At 74.0% G+C, this 18,257-nt stretch carries 15 protein-coding genes; 5 read left to right on the plus strand and 10 right to left on the minus strand.

All coding sequences use genetic code 11. The features are described from left to right. Positions 1 to 51 precede the first annotated feature (51 nt). Positions 52 to 783 carry a tyrosine-protein phosphatase gene (locus tag GA0070622_RS26720; protein WP_172967838.1) on the plus strand — a complete coding sequence of 244 codons (732 nt, stop codon included), beginning with the start codon at positions 52 to 54 and terminating at the stop codon, positions 781 to 783. A gap of 85 nt (positions 784 to 868) precedes the next feature. Here the strand turns inward: GA0070622_RS26720 and GA0070622_RS26725 are convergent, their stop codons facing one another. Further along, on the minus strand, positions 869 to 1,966 hold the full coding sequence (locus GA0070622_RS26725; RefSeq protein ID WP_091580556.1) for a branched-chain amino acid aminotransferase: 1,098 nt from the start codon (positions 1,964 to 1,966) through the stop codon (positions 869 to 871). A 189-nt stretch (positions 1,967 to 2,155) separates the two neighbouring features. Then, the gene (locus tag GA0070622_RS26730) at positions 2,156 to 3,187 is read right to left on the minus strand and encodes a 3-isopropylmalate dehydrogenase (protein WP_091580562.1); all 1,032 of its coding nucleotides are present in this window, start codon (positions 3,185 to 3,187) and stop codon (positions 2,156 to 2,158) included. Positions 3,188 to 3,407: 220 nt separating this feature from the next. On the opposite strand from GA0070622_RS26730, the gene GA0070622_RS26735 reads away from it, so the two are divergent. Together GA0070622_RS26735 and GA0070622_RS26740 are read left to right on the plus strand one after the other, a co-directional pair. Next, positions 3,408 to 4,280 (plus strand): FAD:protein FMN transferase, encoded by an 873-nt coding sequence (locus GA0070622_RS26735; protein ID WP_091584041.1) that lies wholly within the window; start codon positions 3,408 to 3,410, stop codon positions 4,278 to 4,280. A 333-nt stretch (positions 4,281 to 4,613) separates the two neighbouring features. Further along, complete coding sequence (locus GA0070622_RS26740; protein WP_172967839.1) at positions 4,614 to 4,970, plus strand: hypothetical protein; 357 nt, start codon at positions 4,614 to 4,616, stop codon at positions 4,968 to 4,970. Positions 4,971 to 5,030: 60 nt separating this feature from the next. Here GA0070622_RS26740 and serA read toward each other — a convergent pair whose 3' ends face one another. From serA to GA0070622_RS26765, 5 genes are all read right to left on the minus strand, one after another. Further along, positions 5,031 to 6,629 carry a phosphoglycerate dehydrogenase gene (gene serA, locus GA0070622_RS26745; protein ID WP_091580569.1) on the minus strand — a complete coding sequence of 533 codons (1,599 nt, stop codon included), beginning with the start codon at positions 6,627 to 6,629 and terminating at the stop codon, positions 5,031 to 5,033. 315 nt (positions 6,630 to 6,944) lie between these two features. Beyond that, on the minus strand, positions 6,945 to 7,958 hold the full coding sequence (ilvC, locus tag GA0070622_RS26750; RefSeq protein WP_091580573.1) for a ketol-acid reductoisomerase: 1,014 nt from the start codon (positions 7,956 to 7,958) through the stop codon (positions 6,945 to 6,947). Positions 7,959 to 8,016: 58 nt separating this feature from the next. Beyond that, entirely contained in the window at positions 8,017 to 8,532 is a 516-nt protein-coding gene (gene ilvN, locus GA0070622_RS26755; RefSeq protein ID WP_091580577.1) for an acetolactate synthase small subunit, read from the minus strand. Next, complete coding sequence (locus GA0070622_RS26760) at positions 8,532 to 10,451, minus strand: acetolactate synthase large subunit (protein WP_091580581.1); 1,920 nt, start codon at positions 10,449 to 10,451, stop codon at positions 8,532 to 8,534. Before GA0070622_RS26760 ends, ilvN begins: the two co-directional genes overlap by 1 nt. Positions 10,452 to 10,631: 180 nt before the next feature. Continuing rightward, positions 10,632 to 13,067, minus strand: coding sequence for a putative bifunctional diguanylate cyclase/phosphodiesterase (locus GA0070622_RS26765; protein ID WP_091580586.1), 2,436 nt, complete (start codon positions 13,065 to 13,067; stop codon positions 10,632 to 10,634). Positions 13,068 to 13,177: 110 nt separating this feature from the next. Here GA0070622_RS26765 and ilvD point away from each other — a divergent pair, with 110 nt between their 5' ends. Next, positions 13,178 to 15,025, plus strand: coding sequence for a dihydroxy-acid dehydratase (gene ilvD / locus GA0070622_RS26770; protein WP_091580591.1), 1,848 nt, complete (start codon positions 13,178 to 13,180; stop codon positions 15,023 to 15,025). Positions 15,026 to 15,102: 77 nt separating this feature from the next. Further along, the gene (locus tag GA0070622_RS26775; RefSeq protein ID WP_245666838.1) at positions 15,103 to 15,825 is read left to right on the plus strand and encodes a hypothetical protein; all 723 of its coding nucleotides are present in this window, start codon (positions 15,103 to 15,105) and stop codon (positions 15,823 to 15,825) included. Between the two features lie 27 nt (positions 15,826 to 15,852). Here the strand turns inward: GA0070622_RS26775 and GA0070622_RS32735 are convergent, their stop codons facing one another. The 3 genes from GA0070622_RS32735 to GA0070622_RS26785 form a co-directional block, all read right to left on the minus strand. Beyond that, complete coding sequence (locus GA0070622_RS32735; protein ID WP_176710577.1) at positions 15,853 to 16,026, minus strand: hypothetical protein; 174 nt, start codon at positions 16,024 to 16,026, stop codon at positions 15,853 to 15,855. Positions 16,027 to 16,098: 72 nt separating this feature from the next. Continuing rightward, on the minus strand, positions 16,099 to 17,901 hold the full coding sequence (locus GA0070622_RS26780) for a SulP family inorganic anion transporter (RefSeq protein WP_425412783.1): 1,803 nt from the start codon (positions 17,899 to 17,901) through the stop codon (positions 16,099 to 16,101). After that, positions 17,898 to 18,236, minus strand: coding sequence for an ArsR/SmtB family transcription factor (locus tag GA0070622_RS26785; RefSeq protein WP_091580596.1), 339 nt, complete (start codon positions 18,234 to 18,236; stop codon positions 17,898 to 17,900). The genes GA0070622_RS26780 and GA0070622_RS26785 overlap by 4 nt, the downstream gene beginning before the upstream one ends. Between the last annotated feature and the right edge of the window lie 21 nt (positions 18,237 to 18,257).

Below are 18,257 nucleotides of genomic sequence, written 5' to 3' on the forward strand. Positions count from 1 at the left end.
CACGGCCGGCGGGGGCTCCCAGACGCCCCGCCGGCCGTTACCGTGTCAGGGGTGGATGCCCCGGAGACACCCTTCCCCGCGTTGTTCAACTTCCGCGACGTCGGCGGCTACCGCGCCCGCGACGGTCGCACCGTCCGGCGCCGCCGGCTCTACCGCTCCGACTCGCTGCACCGCATCGACGAGACCGACCGGGCCGCGTTCACCGCGCTCGGCATCCGCACGGTGATCGACCTGCGCCGCCCGACGGAGGTGGAACGCGACGGCCGGGTGCCGGCCTACGACGGGCTCGCCTACCGGCACATCCACCCCGAGCACGAGGACTGGGCCGCGCGGCAGTTCGAGTCCTCCGGCGTCAGCCTGGCCCGCTACCTGGCCGACCGCTACGCCGACCTGGCCCGCACCGGCACCGCCGGGCTGGCCGAGGCGATCGGCCTGATCGCCGACAGCGCCAACGCGCCGGTGGTGGTGCACTGCGTCGCCGGCAAGGACCGCACCGGCATCGTCTGCGCGCTGACGCTCGCCGTGCTGGGCGTGCCGGACGACGACGTCGTCGCGGACTACGCGTTGAGCACCGCCGCGTCCGAGCGGTTCAGCGCCTGGGTGCGGGCCACCCTGCCGGACGCGGAGGAGGTCCCGCCGCCGTTCCTGGCCTCCCCGGCCGAGGCGATGGAGCTGTTCCTGGCCGAGCTGCGCGCCGGCTACGGCTCGATCGAGGGCTACCTGACCCACGCCGGCGTCACCGAGGCCCAACTGGCCGCCCTCCGCACCCACCTCCTGGAGTGACCCTCCCCGCCCGGTAGGAAGGGGAACGGCCGGCACCCGTCGGGGGACGGGGCCGGCCGTGGTGGTGGGTCGGGCGGTGGGTGGGTCAGAGGACCCGGGTGACCCAGCCGTGGCGGTCCTCGGCGCGGCCGCGCTGGATGTCGACAAGCTTCTGCCGCAGCGCCATGGTGGTCCGGCCCGGCTCACCGCCGCCGATGAGGAACTCGCCGTCCGGGAAGCGCACGCCACCGATCGGGGTGATCACCGCGGCGGTGCCGCAGGCGAAGACCTCGCGCAGCCGGCCGCTGGCGGCGTCCGCCTGCCAGTCGGCGAAGCTGACCGGCTGCTCCCGCACCTCGTGCCCGGCCTCGGCGGCCAGGGTCAGGACCGCGTCGCGGGTGATGCCCGGCAGGATCGTGCCGCCCAGCGGCGGCGTGACCAGCGTGCCGTCGTCGTAGACGAAGAAGACGTTCATGCCGCCCAGCTCGTCGACGAACCGCCGCTCCACCGCGTCCAGGAAGACCACCTGGTCGCAGCCGGCCTCGATCGCCTCGGCCTGGGCCGCCAGCGAGGCGGCGTAGTTGCCGCCGCACTTGGCCGCGCCGGTGCCACCGGGCGCCGCCCGGGTGTAGTCCGGGGAAACCCACACCGTCACCGGCTTCACCCCGCCGGCGAAGTAGGCGCCGGCCGGCGAGGCGATGACGCAGTAGAGGTATTCGTTGGCCGGGCGCACCCCGAGGAAGACCTCGCTGGCGAACATGAACGGGCGCAGGTAGAGGCTGGCGTCCTCGTGCTCCGGGATCCACTCCTGGTCGATCTCGACCAGCCGGCGCAGCGACTCGACGAACGTCTCCGGCGGCAGTTCCGGCATGGCGAGGCGGCGGGCGGAGGCGGCGAACCGGGCCGCGTTGGCCTCCGGACGGAACATCGTCACCGCGCCGTCGCCGGTCCGGTAGGCCTTCAGGCCCTCGAAGATCTCCTGCGCGTAGTGCAGCACCGCGGCGGCCGGGTCCATGGGGATCGGCGCCCGCGCCTCGATGCGGGCGTCGTACCAGCCCTTGCCCTCGGCGTAGCGCACGATCACCATGTGGTCGGTGAACACCCGGCCGAAGCCCGGGTTCGCCAGCAGGGCGGCCCGGTCGGCGGCGGATACCGGCGCGGGATTCGGACGGATCTCGAAATCGAGCTTGTCACCACCGCTCATCGCGCTGACCTCCCTGCGGGTCCCACGGCGTACGGGATCGCACGCCGCCGTCACTGGTGCCAGAAACTTACCCCGAACGGTCGTTCAGCGGATAGTTCCGCCCCGGCACATCGACGATGCCAATCGGCCGGAGCTGGCCCGGAAACGGGTCTGGCGGCCCGGAACCGGGCCGCCACGGGAACGGCCCGGTCAGGCTACGGCGTACCCGGCGAGCCGGTCGCCGACCTCCTCGGTGCGCAGTGGCGCGCCGGGCGTGCGCCCGGCCAGCTCGGTGGCGACGGCGGCGGTGACCCGCGCGGCGGCGTCGGCGTGGCCGAGCTGGTCGAGCAGCAGCGCGGCGGAGAGCACGGCGGCCACCGGGTCGGCGACACCCTTGCCGGCGATGTCCGGCGCGGAGCCGTGCACCGGCTCGAACATCGACGGGTAGCGCCCCTCCGGGTTGATGCAGCCGCTGGCGGCCAGCCCGATGCCGCCGGTCACGGCGGCGGCGATGTCGGTGAGGATGTCGCCGAACAGGTTGTCGGTCACCACCACGTCGTAGCGGGACGGGTTGGTCACCAGGAACATCGCGGCGGCGTCGACGTGCTGGTACTCCGTGGCCACGTCGGGGTGCTCGGCGGCCACCTGGGCGAAGGCCCGCGACCAGAGCGAGCCGGCGTGGGTGAGCACGTTGGTCTTGTGCACCAGGGTGACCTTGCGGCGCTCGCGACGGCCGGCCCGGGCGAACGCGTCCCGGATCACCCGCTCGACGCCGTGCCGGGTGTTCAGGCTCTCCTCGGTGGCCACCTCGGCGGGGGTGTCCCGGTGCAGCGTGCCGCCGGCGCCCGCGTACAGCCCCTCGGTGCCCTCGCGGACCACCACGAGGTCGACCTCGCCGGGCTTGACCGCGGCCAGCGGGCCGGTCACGCCGGGCCAGAGCCGGGACGGGCGGAGGTTGACGTACTGGTCGAAGGCGAAGCGGAGCTTGAGCAGCAGCCCCCGCTCCAGCACGCCCGGCGGCACGGTCGGGTCGCCGACCGCGCCGAGCAGGATGGCGTCGTGCCCGGCCAACTCGTCGAGGACCGCGTCGGGGAGCACCTCGCCGGTGCGGTGCCAGCGGGCGGCGCCCAGGTCGTACTCGGTCGCCTCGATCCCGGGCAGCACCGCGTCGAGGACCTTGCGGGCCTGCCCGACCACCTCGGGACCGATGCCGTCGCCGGCCACCACCGCGATGCGTGCCACCTGACGCTCCTCACCTCGACGTTCTGCGCAACCGTACGTCGGCGTCCCGGCCCCCGGTACGAGTCTTCCACCATCCGGGACGAGCCGATGCACAGCAGGCTCCCAGCCGGCATTCATGGTGCGGTCATCTCCACTACCTATGGTCAGGTCGACCGGGTCGACGGGGGTCCGGGACCGGCATCGCCGCACCGCGGCGGCGGCCAGCGAGGGGGCGGGTGTCATGCGGATCGACCAGCGGCGGGCCCACTGGGCGGACGAGCAACCCCGGACCCGCTGGGTCGACCAGACCGCGTTCCACCACCCCCGCCCGGACCTGCGCCTGGGGGCGCGCCGCCACCGGGTGGAGCGGGCCGGCGGCGGCGCGTACGACCGGATCAGCGTCCGGCACACCGTGCACACCTCCACCGCCGAGTACACCCTGCTGCTCAACGCGCCCGACTGGCTGGGCCACCGGATCGTCGGCGAGGCGCTCCGGGACGCCGTCGCGGAACTGCGCGCCGTCGACCTCACCTACGGTCCGAACCAGCCGGACAGCCTGGTCTCGCGGCTGCGCCGGGACGAGATCAGCCCCGACTCGTACCCGCCGTTGGCCGATCTGGTGGACCGCTGCGCCGCGATGCGGGCGGCGACCGACGGCTGGTTCGACGCCTGGGCGGTGCCGGGCGGCTTCGATCCCGGCGGCCTGCTCGGCGGCTGGGCGGTGGAGCGGGCCGCGGCGCGGTTGCGCGCCGCCGGCATCCACGACTACGCCGTGCTCAGCGGCGCCGACCTGACGGTACGCGGTCACGCCGCGCACGGCGGACCGTGGCGGGTCGCGGTGCACCACCCCACGGACACCCGCCGGGCGCCGCTGGTGCTGGAGATGACCGCCGGCGCGGTCGGCACGTCCGGGGTCACCGGCCGGCGCGGGCACGTCGTCGACCCGCACACCGGCGAGCCGACCGACCGCCTCGCGGCGGCCACCGTGGTGGGCCCGGACCTGGCCGTCGCCGACGCCTACGCCACCGCCCTGTACGCCGCCGGCCCGGCCGGCCTGGCCTGGTTCCGCACCGGATCGGACTACCGCCCGCTCTTCGCGCACCACCGGCGCTGAGGCGCCACCGCGCCCCGTTCTCGCATCCGGGGTGCGGGCCGCGATCGGCCCCCACGGTCTCGGCAACGACCGTGGGGGCCGGTCAGCGACGAGTGCGCGTGGCTCGCGCATTCGAGGGGTGCGGGCCGACAGGCCGGACGCCCGACCACGCCACCCGAAGACGGGCCGGAAATCGACTCAGCCGGAAACCGCACCGGTACGCTAGCGAATCGACGCAACTCGACGCAAGAGTCTCCACAGCGGACCCTCCGTCACCGTGTCGGCAATCAGCAGGTGGACCGGCGGGGCGGGGCAGAAGTGACGTGGGCCGCCCGGGATGGCACGCTGTCCGCCGTGAGTTTCGATCTGAGCGTGTGGGCCCTGCCGAACGGGGCGACACCGGAGCAGGTGCGGGCGGCGGTGCAGCGGTGCCGCGAGGGCCGGCACGGCGAGCAGCACCCGGACCCGCGGGTGGTCGGCTTCTACCGGGCGATCACGGCGAGCTATCCCGACCGTCCCGCCCGGCCGGGCACGCCGTGGGAGGTCGCGCCGCTGCACGCGGCCGCCGACCACGTCGAGATGAACCTGTACCCCACCTGCCCGGATCAGGTGCTGCTGGACATCGAGCGGCTGGCCGGTGAGCACGACCTGATGCTGTTCGACGCGCAGGACGGCTCGGTCTACCCGCCCCCGGCCCGCGTCCGCTCCTGATCCCGGGAACGACGAAGGGCCCGGCCGTTTCGGCCGGGCCCCGTTCCGTCTGCGTCCGGACTACTCGTCGCGCAGGTCGGCGGCGCTGGCCGCGACCGCACCGATCGAGTCGGCCGCGGAGGTGAGCAGGTCGGCGCCGAGCGCCTGGTCGACGGTGAGCGTCATCAGCGTCTCACCGCCGGCCTCCCGCCGGGCCACCTGCATGGCGGCGATGTTGACGCCGGCCTCGCCGAGCAGCGTGCCGACCGTGCCGACCACGCCGGGCCGGTCGACATAGCGCAGGAAGACCAGGATGCCCTCCGCGCCGATCTCGACGTCGAAGCCGTCCACCTCGGTCAGCTTGAGCACGTCGCGGGCGCCGGTGTGGGTCACCGTGCCGGAGACCCGCACGGTCCGCCCGTCCGGCAGCGCGCCGCGCACGGTCACCAGGTTCGGGTGGTCGATCGTCTCGGCCGGCGTGGCGAGCGTGACCTCGACACCCCGCTCGGCGGCCAGGTGCGGCGCGTTGACGTAGGTGACCTGCTCCTCCACCACGGAGCTGAACAGTCCCTTGGTGGCGGCGAGCTTGAGCACCGACACGTCGTGGGTGGCGATCTCGCCGCGCACCTCGACGGTGACGCTGGCGGCCACGCCGCCGGCCAGGGCGGTGAAGGCCCGGCCCAGCTTCTCGGCCAGCGGCAGCAGCGGGCGGACGTCCTCGGCGACCACGCCGCCGGCCTGCACGTTGACCGCGTCCGGCACGAACTCGCCCTGGAGCGCCAGCTTGACGCTCTTCGCCACCGCCAGGCCGGCCTTGTCCTGCGCCTCGTTGGTGGAGGCGCCCAGGTGCGGGGTGGCGACCACGTTGTCGAAGGCGAACAGCGGCGAGGAGGTGCACGGCTCCTTCGCGTACACGTCGACGCCGGCGCCGGCGACCCGGCCCTCCGCGATCGCGTCGGCCAGGGCCTGCTCGTCGACCAGACCGCCGCGGGCCGCGTTGACGATCCGGACGCCCGGCTTGACGATCGCCAGCTCCTTCTCGCCGATCAGGCCGACCGTCTCCGGCGTCTTCGGCAGGTGGATCGAGATGAAGTCGCTCTCGCGCAGCAGCTCCTCCAGCCCGACCAGGCGGACGCCGAGCTGCGCGGCGCGGGCCGGCTGGATGTACGGGTCGTACGCGATCATCCGGGTCCCGAAGGCGGCGATGCGCTGGGCGAAGAGGACGCCGATGCGGCCGAGCCCGACCACGCCCACGGTCTTGCCCTGGATCTCCACGCCGGTGTACTTGGACCGCTTCCACTCGCCGGCCTTGAGCGCGGCGCTGGCGCTGGCGGTGTTGCGGGCGACCGCGAGCAGCAGCGCGACGGCCTGCTCGGCGGCGGAGACGATGTTGGAGGTGGGAGCGTTGACCACCATGACGCCCCGCGCGGTGGCGGCGGGCACCTCGACGTTGTCCAGGCCGACGCCGGCCCGGGCGACCACCTTCAGGCGCGGCGCGGCGGCGATCGCCTCGGCGTCGATCTGGGTGGCGCTGCGTACGATCACCGCGTCGGCCTCGGAGAGGGCGGAGAGCAGTGCCGGTCGGTCGGTGCCGTCCACGTGACGCACGTCGAAGTCGTGCGCGAGCACCTCGATGGCGGCGGGTGCGAGTTCTTCGGCGATCAGTACGACAGGATTCATCGGTCCTCGTAGACGCTCGGTATCGGTTCGGCCTGGGGGCGTCGGGACGCCGCGCTGCGCCCTGCGCCGAGCCGTGCCATGGCCGTCGGGTGCGCCGGGGCACCACACCAAGGATGGTAGGGGGCGGCCCGCCCTCCGCGTCCCGGACCGCGGGGTGAGCGCCCTCACACAGGCCCGTCGCACGCCCGACATCCGCCGTTCACCGGGGCGGGACGGGACGAGGCGTTGCTCACCGCGTCCCAGCACGTGAACGGCTGCGGCCCGCGGCCCGACGCCGGGGAGAGCGTCGGGTCGCGGGCCGCGTGGAGAGTTGGCTCAGGCGGTCTCGGTGATGGGCCGGTCGACCCAGCTCATCATGGCCCGCAGCTTCTGGCCGGTCTCCTCGATCGGGTGCGCCGCACCCTCGGCCCGCCACTTGGCGAAGTTCGGCCGGCCGGCCTCGTCCTCGGCCACCCACTCGCGGGCGAACTCGCCGGACTGGATCTCGCCGAGGATCTTGCGCATCTCCTCCTTGACCCGGGAGTCGACGACGCGCGGGCCGCGGGACAGGTCGCCGTACTCGGCGGTGTCGGAGATGCTGTAGCGCATCCGGGCGATGCCGCCCTCGTACATCAGGTCGACGATGAGCTTCAGCTCGTGCAGGCACTCGAAGTAGGCCACCTCGGGCGCGTAGCCGGCCTCGGTGAGCACCTCGAAACCGGTCTGCACCAGCGCCGCCGCGCCGCCGCAGAGCACCGCCTGCTCGCCGAAGAGGTCGGTCTCGGTCTCCTCGGTGAACGTGGTCCGGATCGCGCCGGCCCGGGTGCCGCCGATCGCCTTGGCGTACGCCAGCGCCAGGGCGAAGGCGTTGCCGCTGGCGTCCTGCTCGACGGCGACCAGGCAGGGCACGCCCTTGCCGTCGACGTACTGGCGGCGGACCAGGTGGCCGGGGCCCTTCGGGGCGACCATCGCCACGTCCACGTCGGCCGGCGGCGTGATCAGGCCGTACCGGATGTTGAAGCCGTGGCCGAAGAACAGCGCCTTGCCCGGCGCCAGGTTCGGCGCGATGGCGTCGGCGTAGAGACCACGCTGGGCGGTGTCCGGCGCCAGGATCATGATCACGTCGGCCTCGGCCGCCGCCTCGGCCGGGCTGAGCACCCGCAGGCCCTGCTCCTCGGCCTTGGGCCGGCTCTTCGACCCGGCGGGCAGGCCGATCACCACGTCGACGCCGGAGTCGCGCAGCGACAGCGCGTGCGCGTGCCCCTGGCTGCCGTACCCGATCACGGCGACCTTGCGGCCCTGGATCAGGCCCAGGTCGGCGTCGTCGTCGTAGAACACCTCAACGCTCATTGACTTCCCTTTCGTACGGCGGTGCCCGTCGGCCCGTCGAAAAACTGGTGGGTACGGATCAGGCGGCGCGCAGCGCCGGGCCGGCGGTGATGGAGCGGGAGCCGCGCCCGATCGCGACGGTGCCGGACTGGACCATCTCCTTGATGCCGAACGGCTCCAGGTCGCGCAGCAGCGCGTCGAGCTTGTCCGGCGTGCCGGTGGCCTCGATGGTCAGCGTGTCCGGCGCGACGTCGACCACCCGGGCGCGGAACAGGCCGACCGTCTCCAGCACCTGGGCCCGGGCGGAGCGGTCCGCGCGGACCTTGACCAGCAGCAGCTCCCGGGCCACCGAGACCTGCGGGTCCAGCTCCACGATCTTGAGGACGTTGACCAGCTTGTTGAGCTGCTTGGTCACCTGCTCCAGCGGCGAGGACTCGGCGTTGACCACGATGGTGATGCGGGAGACGTCCGGGTTCTCGGTCTCGCCCACGGCGAGGCTGTCGATGTTGAAGCCGCGCCGGGAGAACAGCCCGGAGACCCGCGCCAGGACACCCGGCTTGTTCTCCACCAGCACGGACAGGGTGTGCATCGTCATCAGAGTTCGTCCTCGTCGAACGCGGGGCGAACACCCCGAGCGAACATGATCTCGTCGTTGCTCGTGCCGGCGGCCACCATCGGCCAGACCATCGCGTCCTTGCCGACCACGAAGTCGACGACCACCGGCGCGTCGGTGATCGCCATGGCCGCCTCGATGGTCTTGTCCACGTCGGCGGCGTTCTCGCAGCGCAGCCCGACGCAGCCGAGCGCCTCGGCGAGCTTGACGAAGTCCGGGATGCGGTGCTTGTGGGTGCCCAGCTCGGTGTTGGAGTAGCGCTCCCCGTAGAACAGGGTCTGCCACTGCCGCACCATGCCGAGGTTGCCGTTGTTGATCACGGCGATCTTGATTGGGATGCCCTCCAGCGCGCAGGTCGCCAACTCCTGGTTGGTCATCTGGAAGCAGCCGTCACCGTCCACCGCCCACACCGTGGTGTCGGGTCGGCCGACCTTCGCCCCCATCGCCGCCGGGACGGCGTAGCCCATGGTGCCCAGGCCGCCGGAGTTGAGCCAGGTGTTCGGCTTCTCGTACGAGATGAACTGGCTGGCCCACATCTGGTGCTGGCCGACGCCGGCCACGTAGACCGCGTCCGGGCCGACGATCTCCCCCAGCCGCTTGATCACGTACTGCGGGGAGAGCGTGCCGTCGGCCGGCTCCTCGAACCCGAGCGGGTAGCGCTCGCGCAGGTCGTCGAGCTGGGTCCACCAGTCCGCCAGGTCGGCGGCCGGGTGGGCGGCGTGCTCGGCGGTGACGGCCGCGATCAGCTCGTCGATGACGTGCCGCGCGTCGCCCACGATCGGGACGTCGGCGTGCCGGTTCTTGCCGATCTCGGCCGGGTCGATGTCGGCGTGCACCACCGCGGCGTCCGGCGCGAACGAGTCCAGCTTGCCGGTCACCCGGTCGTCGAAGCGCGCGCCCAGCGCCACGATCAGGTCCGCCTTCTGCAGGCCGTAGACCGCGGCGACGGTGCCGTGCATGCCGGGCATGCCCAGGTGCTGGCGGTGCGAGTCGGGGAACGCGCCGAGCGCCATCAGCGTGGTGACCACCGGGATCCCGGTCAGCTCGGCCAGCCGGCGCAGCCCCTCGGTGGCGCCGGCCTTGAGCACGCCGCCGCCGACGTAGAGCACCGGGCGGCGGGCCGAGGTCATCAGCCGGGCCGCCTCGCGGATCTGCTTGCCGTGCGGGTGCAGCGTGGGCCGGTAGCCGGGCAGGTCCAGGGTGGGCGGCCAGGCGAAGGTGGCCGGCGCCTGGAGCACGTCCTTCGGGATGTCGACCAGCACCGGGCCGGGCCGGCCGGTCGAGGCCAGGTGGAACGCCTCGGCCAGCACCCGGGGGATCTCGTCCGGGGTCTGCACCAGGAAGTTGTGCTTGGTGATCGGCAGCGTGATGCCCTGGATGTCGGCCTCCTGGAAGGCGTCCGTGCCGATCGACGGCCGGGCCACCTGACCGGTGATCGCCACCATCGGCACCGAGTCCATGTAGGCGTCGGCGATCGGGGTGACCAGGTTGGTCGCGCCCGGACCGGAGGTGGCGATGCAGACGCCGACCCGGCCGGTGGCCTGCGCGTAGCCGGTGGCCGCGTGCCCGGCGCCCTGCTCGTGGCGGACCAGGATGTGCCGGACCGTCGAGTCGTAGAGCGGGTCGTACGCGGGCAGGATCGCGCCGCCGGGGATGCCGAAGACCACGTCGACGCCGAGCGCCTCCAGCGACCGCACCAGCGAGCCGGCGCCGGAGACCTGCGCGGTGGCGGGCTGCCGTACGGGCGCGGCGGGGGTGTCCGCGCCGGCCGGGACGGCCCGGCTGCCGGCGGGGGCGGCACCGCGCGGGGCGGGAGCGTGGTCGGGGTCGCCGGCCGCGCCGGCGCCCGGGCGGGCTCGTCGGGCGGAGTGGGCGAGGGTCTCTGGCGTGGGTCTCGTCATGGCGGTTCAGGCCTTCGGCTGTGAGTGGGTGACGCGGTTGTCAGGATGGGACGCGGACGTCCCGGCGATGGTCCGACGGCAACAAAAAAGCCCACGTGCAGGATGCACGGGGCCAGCGCACTCTCGGGGGGAGAGTGCGCTCAGGTAAGTACTCGCAGCGACCGGTTCGACGACATGCGGTCAAGCCTGACGCATCTCACGCGATGAGTCAACTGATCCCACATTCTGGTTCACGGACGTGGGCGTGTCGCCCGCCGGCACCCCTTCCACGCCGCTCGCCACCTGCGGTGATCCCTCCATCGAGGGACGCGGGGCGGGCGGGTTGTTGCGCAGCCGGGGCAGCAACGGCGACGGGGTCCGCACCGGCGGGGGCGGCGGCGCGGGCGGGACCGAGGTGGGCCGGTTGCCGGGCGCGGTGGCCGCCTCCAGCATCGCCTCCAGGTGCTCGGCGGGCACGCCCCAGCCGAAGAGCGCGCCCTGGCCGAACCGGCAGCCGGCGGCCACCACGGCGGCCAGCTCCGTCGGGTTGGTGACGCCCTCGGCGATCACCTCCAACCCGAGCTGGTGGCCGAGGCGCATGACGATGTCGACCATCGGGGCGAACGCCGGCCCGTCCCGGCCGATCGGCCGGACCGGCTCGTGCTCGGCGACCAGACTGTGGTCGATCTTGAGGATGTCGATCGGCAGCCGGCGGAGTTGCCCGAGCGAGGAGTAGCCCGCGCCGAAGTCGTCCAACGCGATCCGTACGCCGGTCAGCCGCAGCGCGGTCAGCCGCCGGATCAACTCGTCCAGGTCGGTGGCGACCGCGTGCTCGGTCACCTCCAGCACCAGCCGCTGCGGCGGCACGTGGTGCGCGCGCAGCGCGTCGGCGACCTGGACGACATATTCCGGGGCGTGCAGCTCGCGCGGCGAGACGTTCACCGACACCCAGACGTCGTGCCCGTCGGCCAGCCACCGGGAGAGCTGGTAGCAGGCCTGGTGCAGCACCCAGGCGCCGAGCTTGGCGATCATCCCGCACTCCTCGGCGAGCGGGATGAACTCGTCCGGCCGCACGTTGCCCAGCTCCGGGTGGTGCCAGCGCAGCAGCGCCTCGGCGCCGACCGGGCGCACCGAGGGCAGCGAGGCCACCGGCTGGAAGACCAGCCGCAGCTCGTCGCGCTCGATCGCGCCACGCAACTCGTGCTCCAGCCGGGTGCGCCGGCTCAGCAACTGGTCGTACGTGGCGTCGTAGCGCTCGATCCGGTTCTTGCCGCGCTGCTTGGCGTAGCGCAGCGCCAGGTCGGCGTTGCGCAGCAGCAGCTCGACGTCGTGGTCGCCGCGACTGCCGGCCACACCGATGCTGACCGACAGGAAGACCGGCCCGTCCGCCTCCTCGTACGGCCGGCCGAGCACCCCGAGCAGGCGGTCCGCCACCGGCCCGGGCTCGGCCGACCCGTGCATCAGCACCGCGAACTCGTCCCCGCCGAGCCGGGCGGCCAGATCACCCGGGCGCAGGTTGCCGCGCAGCCGCCGGCCCACCTCGGCCAGCACCGCGTCGCCGACGTCGTGCCCGCGCATGTCGTTGACGTTCTTGAAGCCGTCCAGGTCGAGCCCGAGCAGCACGCAGGGCGTGCCCGCCTCGGCGCAGCGGTGCAGGGCGCGCAGCAGCCCGCGCCGGTTGGCCAGGCCGGTGAGCGGGTCGGTGTGCGCCAGCTCGCGGAAGTGCGCCTCCCGCTCGGCCAGCCGGACGGCGTAGCCGCGGACGTCGTTGAGGGCCAGGTACTGCCGGGCCACCAGCGCGAACCCCTCGACGCTGCCGGCCATGATCCCGTAACCGTCGAACCGGCCGCCCTGCAACAGGTGGTACATCGCGGAGGCGGCGATGGCGAACATCGGCGCGAAGGCGTACTCGCCGTCGCGGCGGATGAGATCGACGTCGAGCTGCGTCAGGTCGGCCCGGCGCCCGGCAACGGCGGTGGCCAGCAGGCCGGCGGCGGTCGTCGTGGCACCGGCCACCAGCATGCCCGGCCCGCCCTGGCAGAGCCCGGCGGAGACGCCGAGCCCGCCGACCGTCACCGCGATCGCCCCGGCCCCGAGCAGGGTCAGCCAGCCACGCGGCGGGGCGACGCGCAGCACCAGGATCAGCGTCAGCCCGGCGGTGAGCGCCGCGCTGACCGTGGCCAGCGGGATGGGCAGGCAGGCGGCCGGGATGGTGCCACCGAGCAGCCGGGTCGGCTCGCTGACCGCCACCCAGCCGACGAACCAGAGCGCGGCGGCCATGATCAGACCGTCGAGCAGCAGCCGGGCGGTGGCGGCCCGCGTCGCGGCCGCGCCGGGCAGTCGGAGCAGGGCCGCGCCGAGGCCGAGCGCGGCGACCGTGGTGCCCACCGCGACGAGCGTCGCCCACCCGGTGCGCTGGCCCTGCCGGTGCGCCCAGTGGTCCCCGGCGACCAGCAGACCACCGAGGCCGAGGAGCAGGCTGAGCAGTGCGGCGCCGGCGGCGACGGCCAGCAGCAGGTGGGCCTGCCGCCGGGGGCCGGTGCGCCGGCGGGCGGACACGGCGAGCAGCGCGGCGGCGGCGGTCGCGACGGAGCCGCTCAGCACCGCGACGGTGACCATCCCCGGGGACGACTGCACGCGTCAACTCTGCCGGATCCGCGCCCTCCGTGGGGCACCGGGTGTGCAACTGTTGGGACACAGGGTGCACGGCGGGGGGTCGCCGCGCGGGCGGTGTCAGACTGGTAGTCATGCCTGAGCTGCGGTCGAGGACATCCACCCACGGTCGGACGATGGCCGGCGCCCGGGCCCTCTGGCGGGCCACCGGGATGACCGACGACGACTTCGGCAAGCCGATCGTCGCCATCGCGAACAGTTTCACCCAGTTCGTACCCGGTCACGTCCACCTCAAGGACCTCGGCGGCCTGGTCGCCGACGCGGTGGCCGAGGCCGGCGGCGTCGGCCGGGAGTTCAACACCATCGCGGTGGACGACGGCATCGCCATGGGCCACGGCGGCATGCTCTACTCGCTGCCCAGCCGGGAGCTGATCGCCGACGCGGTGGAATACATGGTCAACGCGCACTGCGCGGACGCCCTGGTCTGCATCTCCAACTGCGACAAGATCACCCCCGGCATGCTCCTGGCCGCGCTGCGGCTGAACATTCCGACCGTCTTCGTCTCCGGCGGCCCGATGGAGGCCGGCAAGACGGTGGCGATCGAGGGCGTGGTGCACTCCAAGATCGACCTGATCGACGCGATGATCGCCTCCTCCAACGAGGCGGTCACCGACGACCAGCTCGGCGAGATCGAGCGTTCCGCGTGCCCGACGTGCGGCTCCTGCTCCGGCATGTTCACCGCCAACTCGATGAACTGCCTCACCGAGGCGATCGGCCTGGCCCTGCCCGGCAACGGGTCGACGCTGGCCACCCACGCCGCGCGCCGGTCGCTCTTCGTCGAGGCCGGCCGCACCGCCGTGGAGATCGCCAAGCGGTGGTACGAGAACGACGACGCCTCGGTGCTGCCCCGCGCGATCGCCGGCCGGGCCGCGTTCGAGAACGCGGTCGCGCTCGACGTGGCCATGGGCGGCTCCACCAACACGATCCTGCACCTGCTCGCCGCCGCCCGCGAGGCGGAGCTGGACTTCCAGGTGGCCGACATCGACGCCATCTCCCGGCGGGTGCCGTGCCTGGCCAAGGTCGCGCCGAACTCCCCGGACTACCACATGGAGGACGTGCACCGGGCCGGCGGCATCCCCGCCATCCTCGGCGAGCTGGACCGCGCCGGCCTGCTGCACCGCGACGTGCGCGCGGTGCACTCCCCCGACCTCGACCGGTGGCTCGCCGACTGGGACGTGCGCGGCGGATCGGCCACGCGAGAGGCGCTCGAGCTGTTCCACGCCGCGCCCGGCGGGGTGCGCACCACCGAGCCGTTCTCCACCACCAACCGCTGGTCGTCGCTGGACACCGACGCGGCCGGCGGCTGCATCCGCGACCGCGAGCACGCCTACAGCGCGGACGGCGGGCTGGCCATCCTGCACGGCAACCTGGCGCCGGACGGCTGCGTGGTGAAGACCGCCGGGGTGCCCGAGGAGTGCCTGACGTTCCGCGGGCCGGCGAAGGTCTACGAGTCGCAGGACGACGCGGTGACGGCCATCCTCGCCAAGGAGGTCGTCGCCGGGGACGTGGTGGTGATCCGGTACGAGGGCCCCAAGGGCGGCCCCGGCATGCAGGAGATGCTCTACCCGACCTCGTTCCTCAAGGGCCGGGGGCTGGGCCGTGCCTGCGCGCTGCTCACCGACGGTCGTTTCTCCGGCGGCACGTCCGGGCTGTCCATCGGGCACGTCTCCCCGGAGGCGGCCTCCGGTGGCCTGATCGCGCTGGTTCGCGACGGCGACGAGATCGTCATCGACATCCCCGGCCGGTCCATCGAACTGAACGTGCCGGCCGACGAGCTGACCGCGCGGCGGGTGGCGGAGGAGAAGCGGGACCGCCCGTACACCCCGACCGACCGGCAGCGCCCGGTGTCGGCGGCGCTGCGCGCGTACGCGTCGATGGCGACCTCGGCCAGCGACGGCGCCTACCGCCGCGTCCCCGAGTAAGGAAGGGCCCCCTCTTAACGCCTCCGGTAGAGGAGGGGCCCCCTGTTAACGCCACGCCGCCGGTAGGGTCCGGCGGCGTGGAGACGACGGTGAGTTACGCGCGACTGGTCCGGCCGGCGATCGACCGGGTCTACGTGGGCGCCCGCTGGGCGGCCCGCCCCCGGATGGAGGCGTTCTACGCCGAGCGCGGCTGCGACCTCGGCGCCGAGAACAGCTTCTTCTCCGGCGTGCTGGCCCGGCCGATGCCCGCCGAGGCGCTCGCCGACGGCCTCGCCTACGGCGACGGTGACATGAGCCGGGAGCTGGAGCAGGGCATCTTCGTCCGGGACGACGAGGGCGCCTGGCACCTCACCGACCTGGGGCGGGAACTGGTGCTGTTCGCGCAGCGGGCCACCGGCGAGGCCGCCGAGGAGAAGTGGGGCATGCTGCCCGGGGTGCTGCCCGGCCTGGTCGTCGTGCCCCGGCTCGCCGAACTGGTCGGCCGGGTGCTGGCGCACGCGCAGGCCACCGGCGGGCCGGCGTTCCACGCCATGTCCCCGCCGTACGAGCCGGAAGGCGCCTCTGCCGCGCTGCTGCTGGTGACGAGGCTGGGCTCGCTGCGCCACCACCGCGCGGACGCGCACCGGGCCGCGTGGCGGGCCGCCGGGCTGACCGCCGCCGAGATCCGCGCGCTGCCGGACGGGCCGGAACGCGCGGCGATCGAGGCGGACACCGACCGCCGCGACGAACCGGCGTACGCGGTGCTCACCGAGGCCGAGCGGTGGGAACTGCTGGCCGGCCTGGCCGCCCTGCCCAATTAGCGACCGCCAGCCCACGCGACGGCTGCGTCAGGACCGGGTGGGGTCCTCCTCGGCCGGGGCGGTGGCGTCTATCGGCAGGCCGAACTCCGCCGGTGAGTTCTCGTCGGTTCCGTCCAGGTCCGCGTGCGGCTCGTGCGGGGTGGCGTCGTCGGGGTCGGCGCCTCCGGCGTGCAGTTCGGACAGCTCAACCGGATCAGTCATGCCGTGCTGGTACCCGCCCGGCGCCGCCCGAACCCGCCCGCCCGCGGCCCGTCGAGCGACAGCGCCTGTCCGTCAAGGTCCGACCCTGGGCGGGCTCTTCTTCGGCCTCTGGCTGGTGCCGATGGGCTGGTGCGTGCTCCGGTCGGGCGGGCGCGGGCGGGCGCTCGAAGGGGCCGAAGCCCAGGCCGGTCTCGCGGCGAGGGCGACGCCCCGGGCGTACCGGATGGCGGCCGGGGTGTCCGCGAACACCAGGCCCTCGCGGCGCAGCTCGTCGGCGACGCCGAGGGTGCTGAGCACCTGGTCGTGGCCTGGGGTGATGCCGGAGAGCAGCACCGTGATCCCCCGGGCGCGCAGCCGGGCGACGGCGTCGCCGAGCACCTGGGCGCCGGTCGCGTCGACGGTGGAGACGCGGGACATCCGCAGGATCACCACCCGCACGTCGGACACCTCGGCCAGCTCCAGCAGGAACGTGTGCGCGGCGGCGAAGAACAGCGGCCCGTCCAGCCGGTACGCGACGATGTGCTCGGCGAGCAGCGCGTGCTCCTCGGCGCTGTGCTCGCCGGTGTTCAGCGGCACCTGTTCCAGCCTGGCGCTGCGGGCCACCGCGCGCAGCGCCAGGACCACCGCCACGGCGAGCCCGACGACCACGGCGGTCACCAGGTCCCAGATCACCGTGACGGCGAACGTCAGCACCAGCACCACCGCGTCGGCCCGGGTGGCCCGCATCAGCGCCAGCAGGGAGGCCGCCTCCACCATCCGGACCGTGGTGGCGAGCAGCACCCCGGCCAGCGCGGCCAGCGGGATGCGGCCGACCAGCGGAGCGGCGGCGAGCACGATCGCGGCGAGGGCGACCGCGTGGGTGAGCGCGGCGAGCTTCGAGGACGCACCGGCGCGCACGTTCACCGCCGTACGGGCGATGGCGGCGGTCGCCGGGATGCCGCCGAAGACCGGGGAGGCGAGGTTGGCCAGGCCCTGGCCGAACAGTTCCCGGTCCGGGTCGTGCCGCTCGCCGACGGTCATGCCGTCCGCCACCGTGGCGGAGAGCAGGCTCTCCAGGGCGGCGAGCGCGGCCACCGCCAGGGCACTCGGCAGCAGGACGCCCAGCGCCCCGAGGTCAACGAAGTCCAGTGACGGCGCGGGCAGCCCCTGCGGCAGCTCGCCGATCCGGGTCAGGTCGATCGGGGCGAGCTCGGCGAGGAGCGTCGCGGCGGCCACCCCGACCAGGGAGAACGGCACGGCGGGCCGCCACCGGCCGCCGAGCAGCATCAGCGCCGCCACGCCGAGCGCCACGGCGATCGCGGCGGGGCGGGGATGCGCGGCGAACCGGGCGACCGCGTCGGCGGCCACCGCCCACACCTTCTCCCCGTGTGCGCCGGTGACGCCGAGTGCGGCCGGCACCTGTTGCAGCGCGATCACCACGGCGATGCCGGCGGTGAAGCCCTCGATCACCGGGGCCGGCAGGTAGCGCACGTACCGGCCGAGGCGGGCCAGCGCGAGCGCGATCAGGATCAGCCCGGCCAGCGCGCCGACCATCAGCACGCCACCGGCGCCGAACTGCTGCACCACCGGCACCAGCACGACGGTCATCGCCCCGGTGGGGCCGGAGACCTGGAGGTTCGAGCCGCCGAAGACCGCCGCGACCGCTCCGGCGACGACGGCGGTGACCAGACCGGCCTGCGCGCCGAGCCCGGAGGTGACGCCGAAGGCCAGCGCCAGCGGCAGCGCCACCACGGCGACAGTGAGCCCGGCGAGCAGGTCACGCCGGGGCGAGCGGCGCACGGCCGCCCAGTCGGCCCGGCCGGGCAGCAGCCCGCCGAACAGCCGGCCCGCCTGCCGGACGACGTCACCGGCGCGAACGGCAGCCGCCGTGCTCACCGGTCCGTCCCCGAGGCCCGGAGTTCGTCCAGCAGGGCGTCCCGGTCGGTGAGGACCGTGCCGAGGATGCGCCGCCCGGCGGTGAGCAGGTCGGCCACGTCGGGGGTGCTGAGCGCGTACATCACCAGCGGGCCGTCCCGGTACGAGGTGACCATGCCGGCGCGGCGCAGTACGGCGAGCTGCTGGGAGAGGTTGGACGCCTCCACGTCGACGGCGGCCAGCAGGTCGCGGACCGGCTTCGGCCCGTCCTGGAGCAGCTCGAGCACCCGGATGCGCACCGGGTGCCCGAGCGTGCGGAACAGCTCCGCCTTGGCCTGGTAGAGCGGCACCGACACGACTGATCCCTCCGACGACTT

This window comes from Micromonospora sediminicola (genome assembly GCF_900089585.1).
GTDB classification, from domain to species: Bacteria; Actinomycetota; Actinomycetes; order Mycobacteriales; family Micromonosporaceae; genus Micromonospora; species Micromonospora sediminicola.

Bases quoted from the DNA above. Each gene is read 5' to 3' on its own strand.
- GA0070622_RS26725 (WP_091580556.1), bottom strand. From the start codon at position 1,966: ATGAGCGGTGGTGACAAGCTCGATTTCGAGATCCGTCCGAATCCCGCG.
- GA0070622_RS26735 (WP_091584041.1), top strand. From the start codon at position 3,408: ATGCGGATCGACCAGCGGCGGGCCCACTGGGCGGACGAGCAACCCCGG.
- serA (WP_091580569.1), bottom strand. From the start codon at position 6,629: ATGAATCCTGTCGTACTGATCGCCGAAGAACTCGCACCCGCCGCCATC.
- ilvC (WP_091580573.1), bottom strand. From the start codon at position 7,958: ATGAGCGTTGAGGTGTTCTACGACGACGACGCCGACCTGGGCCTGATC.
- ilvN (WP_091580577.1), bottom strand. From the start codon at position 8,532: ATGACGATGCACACCCTGTCCGTGCTGGTGGAGAACAAGCCGGGTGTC.
- GA0070622_RS26760 (WP_091580581.1), bottom strand. From the start codon at position 10,451: ATGACGAGACCCACGCCAGAGACCCTCGCCCACTCCGCCCGACGAGCC.
- ilvD (WP_091580591.1), top strand. From the start codon at position 13,178: ATGCCTGAGCTGCGGTCGAGGACATCCACCCACGGTCGGACGATGGCC.
- GA0070622_RS32735 (WP_176710577.1), bottom strand. From the start codon at position 16,026: ATGACTGATCCGGTTGAGCTGTCCGAACTGCACGCCGGAGGCGCCGAC.